The sequence below is a fragment of the Neobacillus massiliamazoniensis genome (assembly GCF_001048695.1).
Classification (GTDB): domain Bacteria; phylum Bacillota; class Bacilli; order Bacillales; family Cytobacillaceae; genus Neobacillus; species Neobacillus massiliamazoniensis.
In genome coordinates, this window is the sequence record NZ_CVRB01000001.1 from 391966 (window position 1) to 404266 (window position 12301).

Sequence of the window (12301 nt, forward strand, 5' to 3'; positions counted from 1 at the left end):
ATTTCACTTCCTTTATTAGGACTCAACCAGTTCCTTCGTATCTTCTAATCGCACTGATACAAGTTTTGAGACACCGGATTCCTGCATCGTGACGCCATATAATACATCTGCTTCTTCCATTGTTCCTTTTCGATGGGTAATCACAATAAATTGAGTTTCTGAACTGTATCGTTTTAAATATTGGCTGAAGCGATAGACATTAGCTTCATCGAGAGCAGCTTCTACCTCATCTAAAATACAGAACGGTACCGGACGTATTTTTAAAATAGAAAAGAGCAGTGCAATCGCCGTCAATGCCCGTTCTCCCCCTGATAAAAGCGCTAAATTTTGCAGCTTTTTGCCAGGAGGCTGGGCGACAATTTCCACACCTGTTTTTAGTAAGTCCTCTGGTTCTGTCAGACGTAAATCCGCTCTGCCGCCGCCGAAAAGAGCACGAAAAACGGGTTCGAAATGGGTGCGAATTCCTTCAAAAGTTTGTTTAAAGCGTCTTTTCATTTCAACGTCCATCTCTTCAATGACTTGGAAGAGGGTATCCTTAGCCTCTTGTAAATCGGTTTTTTGTTCACTCAAAAATTCATAACGTTCGGAAACACGCTCATACTCCTCTATTGCACCAAGATTAACATTACCAAGTTCTTCAATTGCTAATTTAATCAGCTTTACTTTTTTCTTGGCTTCTTCAATCGGGATCGTTAGGGGATATTGCTCTTTTGCTGCCTCAAAGGATAACAAATATTCTTCTCTCAGGTGGGCTAAACGATTTTCTAGCTCAACATCCAAGCGGTTGATTTTCACTTCTTCATCCTTTAAAACTTCAACCATACCTTTATGAACTCGCTTTATTTCTTTTGCGTCTACTTCCATATCTTCCAGCGTTTGTGCCAGTTCTAAACGTTCTTGCCTTCTTGAGGAGATCAGTTGAATGGTTTCATCTTTATCCTGCTGCTTCCGCTTAACAGCTACTTCCAGCTGTTCCTCCCCTGAAGAACTGTTCGTCATTTCGGAGGATAATAGTTGTAGGTCCTCGTTGTAATACGCCAGCTTCCGTTCGCTCTCATTCAAATCTTCTTTTGTCTGGACTAATCGCTCTTTTGCATTAACGAATTGCTCATTTTTCGCAGCAAGTTCAACCTTTACATCATTAATTTGATTGATTAGCATTTCCTTCGAAGATAAATTATGAGTCTTTTGTTCGGTGAGGATTGCCATCTGATTCTCAAGAGTAGCGATCTTTTCTTTGTAGGAATCTAATGAAGCAAATAATTCATTTCTTCTACTGGTTAAAGCCCCTTGCTCCTCTTTAAACTGCGCATTTTCCAGATCATAAATGGCCAACCGGTCATTAATTGTTTTTTCCTCTAGCTCTGCTTCACGGAGATCGCCTTTTAATGACTGTTCATTCAATCTATGGTTCTCTCCATCTTTTCGCATTCCTTCAATCTGGAGTTCTACTTCTTGGACTTCTTTCTTTAATGTTTTAACAAGGTTTTCTAAACTAGTTGTTTTTTCATCCATGATCACTAGTTTTCCCTTTAAGTCCTCAAGTTCTGTTTTACGGGATAACAGCGATGATGTTTTTTGTTTCACTGCCCCTCCCGTCATAGAGCCGCCAGGATTAACGATATCCCCATCAACTGTAACGATACGGCAGCGGTATTGAAGAAGCTTAGCAAGTTCATTAGCGCCCTTTAGATCCTTTGCAATCACAACATTGCCAAGCAAATTGCTGATGACGTCTTCATACTTTTTTTCAAAACTTACAAGACTGCTGGCAGGGCCGATCAAGGAAGGATGATGTTGTATGGAAGAAAGCTGCGCAGCTGATAATGTTCTTCCTTTGATAACACTTAACGGCAAAAAAGTGGCCCGGCCATAGCCATTCTGTTTTAAAAATTGAATGGCTGCTCTTGCGTTTTGCTCATGATCTACAACAATGTGCTGAAGCGCCCCACCAAGCGCGGTTTCAAATGCGAGATCGTACTCTTTCGGGACTGACACCAGTTCAGCAACGGCCCCTTCGATTCCATTAAGATTTTTTCCCCGAGCCTTTAATACTTCTTTGACACCTTGAAAAAAGCCAGAAAACTCTTCTTCCATTTCTTCTAACATTTCTTTTCTTGACTTTGCTTTTTGTAAAATTTGATATGCATCATATAAAGTCTTTTCTTGCTTTTGATAATTCGTTTTGACCGTCTCTCGCTTACGTTCTTCATTGCGATAAACGGCAACCTGATCCGCTAGTTTCCTTTGAATATCCTCTAACGCTGAAAGAACCTCAATCTTTTTAGTTTGGGCAATTTGGCGCTCTTTTAGGAATTTATCATTTTCTGCATCAAGGCGATTGCTCTTTTTTTCGTGCACTTCAAACTGCTGATCAATATACTTAATTTCGTTTTTCGCACTCGTTTGTTCGTTTAAAAGATCAAAATATTCACTTTTTAATGCTTCTATTTTTTCGTCAATATTTTCTGCGAATAGCAGCATTTTTTCCTGCTTTTCTTTTAAAACCCTTTGTAGTTCCTTTGATTGTACGTTAAGAACCCTAACAGCTTCTTCCTGTACTCCACTATTCTTTTTTAAAAGACTTATTTTTTCGGTTATTTCCTGGATATTTTTCTCAAGCTGTTCTTTATTTTGTGAGGCATTTTTCTTCCGTTCTTTCAATACCTCTTTTCTTCCTTCTAATTTTTCAAGCTCTTCAGTGGCATGGAGTAAAACATTCTGCAAGCTTGAGATTGACTCATCTAATGCAGTCAGGTGATCCCTTGTTTCTTCCATTTTTGCTTCCTTTTTCTGCATCTCTGCAGAAAGCTTTAATTCCTCTTGTTGATGTTCTAGAAGCTGTTTGGAAAACCGTTCCCATTTATGATGAAGGTCTTCAATTTCATATACCGTTAGCGAAACTTCAATTTTTTCTAGTTCATCTTTTTTCTCTAAGTAGTCCTTAGCGATGGAAGCTTGAATTTTTAATGGCTCCACTTGGCTTTCTAATTCATGAATAATATCATTGACACGATTTAAGTTATCCTGAGTCTCCGTAAGCTTTCCTTCTGCTTGCCTCTTACGGTTTTTATACTTCAATACCCCTGCGGCTTCCTCAAAAATCGTCCTTCGATCTTCTGCTTTACTATTTAATATTTCTTCCACTTTTCCTTGGCTAATAATCGAAAAAGCTTCTTTACCAAGACCGGAATCCATAAATAAATCAACGATATCTTTAAGTCGGCAGGGCTGTTTATTGATGAAAAAATCACTATCACCCGATCGAGAAACCCTCCGAGTTACACTTACCTCGTTATAATCAATCGCAAGTCCCTGTTCTTCATTATCCAAGGTCAAGGAAACTTCAGCAAAATTAAGAGCTTTTCTTGTATCGCTCCCGGCAAAAATAATATCTTCCATTTTGGAGCCTCTTAACGATTTAGCTGATTGTTCTCCTAATACCCAGCGAATGGCATCAGTGATATTGCTTTTTCCACTTCCATTTGGGCCGACAACAGCCGTAACTCCTGGAACAAAATCCACTCCGATACGATCGGCGAAGGATTTAAAACCAATGATATCTAACCGTTTTAAATACATTCCATTATCCTCCCTTGCCGGCGGCCGTTTATGTCTTTACAGAGTTGTTTTTTCTTTTAATACCGCAAGCGCCATTTGGGCGGCATGTTGTTCTGCTTCTTTTTTGGATTTTCCGGTCCCGATCCCTAACTCATTACCATTCAAGGAAACTCTAGAGACAAATTCCTTATTGTGAGCTGGTCCTTTTTCTTGAAGGACACGGTATTCAATTACACCTGTACCATTACGCTGAATTAATTCTTGCAATTGGCTTTTAAAATCCATCACATGAGAAAAAGCACCTGCGTTTATTTTTGGAAAAACCACTTTTTCAAGAAGACCAATAACAACTTCAATTCCTTTATCCAAAAATAATGCACCGATGAAGGCCTCAAAAACGTCAGCTAGTAGTGCCGGACGTTCTCTTCCACCGGTCATTTCCTCTCCCTTCCCTAACAAAATTAAACTCCCAAAGGAAAGCTCATTTGCTAGGGTAACGAGTGAAGGCTCACAGACAATGGCTGCTCTGAGTTTCGTAAGTTCTCCTTCGCTCATCAATGGATATTTTTTAAAAAGGAATTGAGATACAGTCAACTCGAGTACAGCATCTCCTAAAAATTCTAGCCGTTCATTATCTTCAGACGGCTTTCTGCGATGCTCATTCACATAGGATGAATGAGTGAAAGCTTGCTTTAATAATCTTTCATCTTCGAACGAAATTCCAATATTTTCTTGAAAATCCTTAAATTGATTTTCTTTTGCGCGAACATTCTTTTCTTTTCCATTTTTGCGCATGAAAGTCTCCACCTTGCATTAAATTTACACATTTCTTTGAGATCTGTTTAGATAATATCATTCAAAATGCTAAGAGGCGTCTCTCCTCTTCATGCCTCATGTTCTATAGTACAGAAGAAAGCTCCGTTTGAAAACGGAGCTTCCAAGAAATCCAACGATTATCTTTTGCTATTTATGTAGTTAACAGCATCACCAACCGAGCCGATTTTTTCAGCATCATCGTCAGAAATTTCCATATCGAACTCATCTTCTAATTCCATTACTAGTTCAACTACGTCAAGGGAATCAGCGCCAAGATCATCCTTAAAAGAAGCCTCAAGCGTAACTTGCGACTCGTCTACTCCTAAACGGTCAACGATGATCTTTGTAACACGTTCTAATACATCTGCCATGCTTGTTCACCTCCCCTCAAGCTATTATAGTGTATTACATCCAAATAAGAAATGAAAGAAAAAATTTTTGTCAGTACCTTGTTAAGACACTTCCGCTTTTTTTGTCTAGCTCCAGGCGCCATAGGCTCGGTGTCACAAGGCGCTTCCGCTTTTCATTTGTCCAGCTCCAGCGCCTAGCCCCTCGGGGTCATAAGCCACTTCCAAAACGAAGGCAAAAAGCGCCTTCTTTTTGGAAGCGTCTTATGCCTGTCGGGGCTGATCAAGGCGCTTCCGCTTTTCTTTTTTACATTACCATGCCGCCGTCAATATGGAGCGTCTGACCAGTCATATATGCAGAGTCATCAGATGCTAGAAATGCAGTTACTTTTGCAATATCTTTAGGCTCTCCTAATCGGGCCAAAGGAATCTGTTTTAACATCTCTGCTTTTATTTCCTCAGTTAACTTATCTGTCATATCGGTTGTAATGAAGCCTGGAGCAATTGCATTTACCGTAATATTACGAGAAGCAAGTTCCTTGGCTGTTGTTTTCGTCAATCCGATGACACCCGCTTTTGCTGCGACATAATTAGCCTGCCCCGGATTTCCACTTACACCGACAATTGAAGCAATATTAATAATCCTTCCATAGCGCTGCTTCATCATCTGTCTAGTTACCGCTTTCGTACAAAGGAATACGCCCTTAAGATTAATATTAATGACTTCGTCCCATTCTTCCTCTTTCATTCTCATTAATAGGTTATCCCTTGTAATACCAGCGTTATTAACAAGGATATCCAGCTTACCAAAACGATCAACGGCAGCCTTAATCATTTCTGCTACTTGGTCAGAATCTGAAACATCACATTTCACCGTAAAGGCATCCCGGCCAAGGGCTTTTATTTCATCCACAACCTCATTTGCTTTTGCTTCACTACCGGCAAAATTAACAGCTACGTTTGCTCCCTGTCTAGCTAGTTCAAGGGCGATTTCTCTGCCAATTCCTCTTGAAGCACCAGTAACCAGAGCGGCTTTTCCTTCTAAATTCATAATTTTTCCTCCTTTAAGGCATTAATCACTGTTTGACAGCTTTCCTCATCCGAAACGGAATACACTTTCACTGAGCGATCAATTTTTTTAATTAAACCAGAAAGTACTTTTCCAGGTCCAATTTCAATAAAGGTATCCACGCCCAAATCAATCATTTTTTGGACTGAATCCTCCCATAATACAGGGCTATAGAGTTGTTCGATTAGTTTTTCTTTAATTTCAACTGCCAAACTCATAACATCTGCAGATACATTGGCGATAACTGGAATGGCTGCATCTTTCATGTCGAGTCCATCTAACACGGCTCGTAATTCAGTTGAAGCTGGTTTCATTAATGATGAATGAAATGGACCACTAACTACTAAAGGAATGACGCGTTTTGCACCACTTTCTTTGGCCTTTTCTCCTGCCAATTCAACTCCTTTTCTTGAGCCTGAAATCACGATTTGCCCAGGGCAGTTTAAATTTGCCAGAGATACAGGAAAGCCTGATTCATCGACCGATTGTGTTGCCTCAGATAGGCTTTTTCGGTCAAGCCCTAAAACAGCCGCCATTGTCCCTTCACCATTTGGAACAGCCTTCTCCATAAACTCTCCTCTTTTGCGGACAGCATAAACACCTTCTTCAAAGGTTAATGCACGTGCTGCGACTAGAGCGGTATATTCCCCTAAACTATGACCTGCAACATAATCGGCTTTAATTCCTGACCTTTGAAAATAGTCTAAAATGGCAATGCTAGTCGTTAGCAAGGCTGGTTGGGCATTAACCGTTTTCGTTAACTCTTCTTGAGGCCCTTCAAAAATAAGTTCACTTAATTGATATTTCAAGGTTTGGTCTGCTTTGCTGAAATAATCCATAACCTCAGGATGCTGATCTGCCAACACTTTTCCCATTCCCGTAACCTGTGAACCTTGCCCTGGAAAAACAAATGCTACCTTACTCATTTCAACTCTCCTTCTTTAGCTCTCAATTTTAGAATTACTTGACTCTTCGACCGTTTTTTGGATTTGTCCGACTACACCTTTTTCAACCATGTCTTTTGTTTGCCTAATGGCACTAAAAATAGCCCGGCTATTCGATGAGCCATGTGCTTTGATGACAGGGGACTTTAACCCAAATAAAGCAGCCCCACCATATTCTGAATAATCCAATGTATTTTTCAAGCTCATTAAATTCGGTTTTAAAACAGCAGCGGCCAATTTACTTTTTAAACTGCTCATTAATGTAGTCTTTAACATTTTAAACATGGAAAGTGCAGTTCCCTCAATCGTTTTTAATACCATGTTTCCGGTAAACCCATCGGTCACGACCACATCTGCGACTCCTTCAAGTAAGTCACGAGCTTCCACATTTCCGATGAAATTTAAATCGGCATTTTTTAGAAGGTCAAAGGAATGCTTTGTTAATTCATTTCCTTTCTTCTCTTCCGTTCCGATGTTTAGTAGTCCAACTCGAGGTCTTGTTACCCCTCTTACTTTTTCGCTGTAGATAGAACCCATAATGGCATATTGAAGTAAATGCTCTGGTTTAGCATCGGCGTTAGCTCCCACATCAAGCAGAAGAAAGCCTTCCCCTCCTAATGTTGGCAGAGTAGGAGCTAAAGCAGGACGATCAATCCCTTCAATTCTTCCTACAACAAAAAGTCCAGCAGCCATTAATGCACCAGTATTCCCTGCAGAAATACAAGCATCAACAGACCCGTCAGCTGCTTGCTGTGCGGCAAGAACCATCGAGGCATTTTTTTTACGGCGGACTGCTCTTACTGGTTCATCTGTTCCAAGAATGACTTCCGTCGTATGTAGAATAGTGATTCGTTCATCAGAAGTTAAATATTCTTTTATTTGCTTTTCATCCCCGACAAGGGTTATATGTAGGTTGGAAAATTCTTGGACTGCTTTCATGGCACCAAGTACTATTTCCTTTGGTGCGTTGTCACCGCCCATTGCATCTATTGCAATTTTCATTTCGGATCATCCTTTATTGATTTTTCGAACGATACATTTCAAATTCTCCGGTAAAAACTAGTTCATTGTTGACTGAGCTGTTAACTTCAACAAAGGTTCGTCCGTGTTCCTTATCAATTTTCAAAACTCTTGCTTTCGCTATTACCCGTTCATTTTGTTTAACAGAACGCTTAAATTGGATATTGGCCTTTGCAGTTAATGCTAATTCATCATTAATAACAGCTACAGCAAGAGAGTTCGCCTGTGCAAAAACATGATGCCCCCGAGCAATTTTGTTTCTTTTGAAAACATGCTCTTCCTTTACGTCAAAAATGGAAATCGCACTTTGATCAAGTTCAATATCAATGATTTCACCAATCACTTCTTCAAGCGGCAAGGAACGAACTTCATCTTCATATCGCTTCTCGGCAACATTTTTAATTCGTTCACGCAATTCAGGAATCGACAATTCTAACCGGTCTAGCCGAATGGTTTGAACACTTACTTGAAATTTTTCTGCTAGCTCTTCATCCGTAATAAAGGGATTTTCTTTAATTGTTGTTGATAACAATTGTTGGCGTTCTTTTTTGGTTCTTCTCATTTTATTCACACCATCCGAGCTCTTATGACTAGGTACTAATAGTAGTATAAAATTAGAAAAAGCAGATTGCAAGAATTATTCTTTACAACCTGCTTTTTCTAATTTTTTTGAAAGTTGACTGGAGAAGCTCGAGCTTACCAACTAATCCCAAAATTGTAGATTGTAGGCCGAATTTCGTAGATACCTCTCCGAATTTGTAGATAGTCCTAAAAATTTGCACCTTAAAGAAATTGAACTATTTTAATCCAATTTTTCACCCTCAAGAACTCCTGTTTCTTCAAGCTGTCGTTTTAAGTATTCATATTCTGGAGAAGTCCAAAAGGCTTTTGATTGAATAAGTCTAGCAGCATCGTTTCTTGCTACTTCTAAAGTACGATAGTCATGAACCATGTCCGCTACCCGAAATTCCGGAATACCGCTTTGTTTTTTTCCAAAAAAGTCACCTGGTCCTCTAAGTTCTAAATCCTTTTCACTTAAAACAAAACCATCATTTGTTTCCGTCATAATTCTCATTCTTTCTTGTCCTACTTCAGACTTTGGCGCAGCGAGCAAAATACAATATGACTGATCACTTCCCCTGCCGACCCGTCCACGCAGCTGGTGAAGCTGTGACAAGCCAAACCTTTCGGCATCATAAATGACCATGATGGTTGCATTAGGGACATTCACACCGACCTCTACGACTGTGGTTGAAACCAGAACTTGAATATCATTCACGCTAAATGCTTTCATCACCGCGTCCTTTTCATCTGAGCTTAAACGGCCATGCATCAATCCGACTTTAAAGCGATTTTGAAAATAATGCGATAGAGTAGTATGCACATCAATTGCATTTTGAACATCAAGCTTATCCGATTCCTCTATTAACGGGCAAATGACATATGCCTGATGGCTTTTGGCCAATTCTTTTTCCACAAATGAAAGAACACGGTCAAGCATTTCCGGTTTCGCCCAATACGTTTCAATCGATTTTCTCCCTGCTGGCATTTCATCAATTATCGAAACATCCATTTCGCCAAAAACCGTAATAGCAAGCGTTCTTGGAATTGGTGTTGCCGTCATAAACAAAACGTCCGGATTCTCACCTTTTTCTCGTAATACTCTTCGCTGCTCAACACCAAAGCGATGCTGTTCATCGGTAATCACAAAGCCTAATTTTTGAAATGAAACCTCATCCTGGATCAGGGCGTGTGTTCCTATTAATATATCAATCTCTCCATTGCTCAGGTCTGCTAGGATTTCTCTCCTTCTTTTCCCTTTGACAGCGCTTGTTAACAGCTCACAGCGGACCTGAAAGGGAGCGAGTAGGTCGTTGAGTGATTGTGCATGCTGTTCAGCGAGAATTTCAGTTGGAACCATTAGCGCCCCTTGAAAACCGGCGGTTACGCTAGCGTATAAACCAATTGCGGCAACCACTGTCTTACCGGAGCCTACATCACCTTGCAGTAGACGATTCATTCGTGTTGATGCTTTTAGATCAGTCATGATCTCGTTCACGACTCGTTTTTGCGCAGTTGTTAACGGGAAGGGGAGACACTTAATAAATTCCTTTACTTTTGATAAATTATAATCCTGGCTGATTCCCGGGTTGTGCTCGCGTTCAAATTTTCGTAACGCCTGCATTTTCAATTGAAACAATAGAAACTCTTCATAAACAAAGCGTCGTCTAGCATGCTTTACATCTTCAGCGTTTTTCGGAAAATGCATTACCTGTAACGCATCTTTACGATTTAATAACTTATATGTTTGTAAAAGAGATATTGGCATGTTTTCTTCAATGGATTGGCCATATTGTTGAAACGCCAGGTATATAAATTTTCGCATTCCTTTATTTGTGATTTTTCCTCTTAGTGAATAGACCGGTTCAAAGTCCTTTATTTTACCATTAGGGCCTGATTGCATTTCACTTGCAGTAATCGTCTGTCGATGGGCATCCCATTTCCCGGTTACTGTTATCGTTTCATTGACAATTAATTTATTTTTTAAATATGGCTGATTAAAAAAGACGACTTTAATTAAATAGCGACCGACGAAAAGACGAATCATGAGCTTTGATTTCTTGCGTCCATAAAAACTTAGAGAAGGCTCACTATGAACCTTCCCTTCCACCGTCACTTTCTCATCATGCTGTACCTCTGCAAGATCTCGCAAAGAATAATCATCATATCGATACGGAAAATATTCTAATAAATCATTAATTGAAAAGATTTTCATTTCCGCTAGGTTTTGAGCCGTTTCTTCTCCGATCCCTTTTAAAGCCATAACGGATTGGTTAAGATTTGGATTCACTATTTCTTGAGCGGTATACCGAAGATTTTCGCCTCATACTCACGACCTGTCGGTGTAGCCGCCAACCCTCCCTGTGCTGTTTCTTTTAAAGCTGTAGGCATTGCTTGACCGATTTTAAACATTGCCTCAATTACTTCATCACATGGTATACGACTTGTTACCCCTGCTAAGGCCATATCTGCCGCAACCATTGCATTCGCGGCACCCATTGCATTTCTCTTTACACAAGGGACTTCTACAAGTCCGGCAACTGGATCACAGACTAGCCCAAGCATATTTTTTAACGTAATGGCCATTGCCTCGGCACATTGTTCAGGTGTTCCTCCAGCCATTTCCACGATTGCCGCTGCCGCCATTCCCGCAGCGGATCCAACCTCAGCTTGGCAGCCCCCGGCAGCCCCTGAAATGGAGGCATTATTTGCCACTACAAATCCAAATGCTCCGGCAGTAAACAGGAAAGAAACCATTTTCTCCCTTGACGGATTAAGCTTATTTTTTAGAGCGAATAATGTTCCGGGAACTACGCCCGCAGAACCTGCTGTAGGGGTGGCACAAATAGTTCCCATAGCTGCGTTTACTTCATTTGTCGCAACTGCTTTGCTTACAGCATCAAGGATCGTTTCTCCGGTTAAAAACTCTCCTTTTTCAATATAGTTTTGCAGGAGGACAGCGTCTCCTCCTGTCAATCCAGAATGAGATTTAACCCCCTTAATCCCACGTTCGACTGCCTCTTCCATAACTGTAAGATTACGGTCCATGAAAGCAATAATTTCTTCGCGGGAACGACCGGTTACATTCATTTCTTGTTCTATCATAATTTCGGAAATTTTTTTATTTTGACTGTTGGCGAGTTCAATTAACTCAGCTACGTTGCGAAACACGGTTTTCCTCCTCATTGTTTACATAATTTATCAGAACTGTGAGAACTGCCTAGCTCCATAAGTGTAAGTTTCAGAAGCGATCACTCGCTTTTCTTATTAATCCACTATCTTCGTTACTTTTAGTATATTCGGAAGATGCTCAAGCGCCTTTATTATGCTGTCATCGATATTTTGGTCGACCTCTATCGTCATAAGAGCGAGCTTTCCTATTTCCTTTCGGGAAACCTCCATGTGACCAATATTAATTTCGTGTTGAGCAAGAATATTAGCAACACTTGCGATTGCACCAAAACGATCATTATGCATGACTAAAATTGCAGGATGGTTCCCTGATAGTTTTAGTTCAAAACCGTTTAACTCAGTTATTTCAATTTTACCGCCGCCAATGGAGATGCCGACTAGTTCAAGCTCACCATTATGGTCCCCAATCATAATTCTAGCTGTATTCGGGTGATCGGTGATGGCATCCTCTTCAATAAAACGAATCTTAATGCCACGTTCCTCAGCAAGATCAAGCGCATTTATAATTCTAGTGTCATCGGTTTCAAAATCTAATATACCACCAACGATGGCAACATCTGTCCCGTGTCCCTTATAGGTTTGGGCAAAAGAGCCGTATAAAGAGATGTTGGCCCATTTTGGTTCCCTACCAAACAAACTTCTTGCTACTTTTCCAATCCTTAGAGCGCCAGCGGTATGAGAGCTGGATGGTCCAATCATTACTGGACCGATTATATCAAACACGCTTCTATACTTCACAAGTCTTCTCTCCCTTTCTAATGATAATAAAAAAAAGAAGGGTCTTACCCTTC

Annotated in this window: 10 protein-coding genes; all 10 read right to left on the reverse strand. The window is 40.3% G+C overall.

The annotated features are described in order from the left end of the window. Positions 1–15 precede the first annotated feature (15 nt). Positions 16–3582 (reverse strand): chromosome segregation protein SMC, encoded by a 3567-nt coding sequence (smc, locus tag BN1082_RS01965; RefSeq protein ID WP_090630112.1) that lies wholly within the window; start codon positions 3580–3582, stop codon positions 16–18. A gap of 36 nt (positions 3583–3618) precedes the next feature. Beyond that, positions 3619–4356 carry a ribonuclease III gene (gene rnc / locus BN1082_RS01970; protein ID WP_090630115.1) on the reverse strand — a complete coding sequence of 246 codons (738 nt, stop codon included), beginning with the start codon at positions 4354–4356 and terminating at the stop codon, positions 3619–3621. A gap of 158 nt (positions 4357–4514) precedes the next feature. After that, positions 4515–4748: an acyl carrier protein gene (locus tag BN1082_RS01975; RefSeq protein ID WP_090630117.1), complete on the reverse strand. Its 234-nt coding sequence runs from the start codon at positions 4746–4748 to the stop codon at positions 4515–4517. A gap of 283 nt (positions 4749–5031) precedes the next feature. Beyond that, positions 5032–5775 carry a 3-oxoacyl-[acyl-carrier-protein] reductase gene (fabG, locus tag BN1082_RS01980; RefSeq protein ID WP_090630119.1) on the reverse strand — a complete coding sequence of 248 codons (744 nt, stop codon included), beginning with the start codon at positions 5773–5775 and terminating at the stop codon, positions 5032–5034. Then, on the reverse strand, positions 5772–6719 hold the full coding sequence (gene fabD, locus BN1082_RS01985; protein ID WP_090630122.1) for an ACP S-malonyltransferase: 948 nt from the start codon (positions 6717–6719) through the stop codon (positions 5772–5774). The genes fabG and fabD overlap by 4 nt, the downstream gene beginning before the upstream one ends. A 15-nt stretch (positions 6720–6734) precedes the next feature. Beyond that, on the reverse strand, positions 6735–7739 hold the full coding sequence (plsX, locus tag BN1082_RS01990; RefSeq protein WP_090630124.1) for a phosphate acyltransferase PlsX: 1005 nt from the start codon (positions 7737–7739) through the stop codon (positions 6735–6737). Between the two features lie 13 nt (positions 7740–7752). Then, positions 7753–8319 (reverse strand): transcription factor FapR, encoded by a 567-nt coding sequence (fapR, locus tag BN1082_RS01995; protein WP_090630127.1) that lies wholly within the window; start codon positions 8317–8319, stop codon positions 7753–7755. A gap of 240 nt (positions 8320–8559) precedes the next feature. Then, a complete protein-coding gene (recG, locus tag BN1082_RS02000; RefSeq protein WP_090630129.1) occupies positions 8560–10608 on the reverse strand; it encodes an ATP-dependent DNA helicase RecG in 2049 nt (682 codons plus the stop codon). Then, positions 10608–11489 (reverse strand): L-serine ammonia-lyase, iron-sulfur-dependent, subunit alpha, encoded by an 882-nt coding sequence (gene sdaAA / locus BN1082_RS02005; RefSeq protein WP_090630132.1) that lies wholly within the window; start codon positions 11487–11489, stop codon positions 10608–10610. Before sdaAA ends, recG begins: the two co-directional genes overlap by 1 nt. Positions 11490–11585: 96 nt before the next feature. After that, positions 11586–12248, reverse strand: a complete 663-nt coding sequence (sdaAB, locus tag BN1082_RS02010; protein ID WP_090630135.1) for an L-serine ammonia-lyase, iron-sulfur-dependent subunit beta — start codon at positions 12246–12248, stop codon at positions 11586–11588. Between the last annotated feature and the right edge of the window lie 53 nt (positions 12249–12301).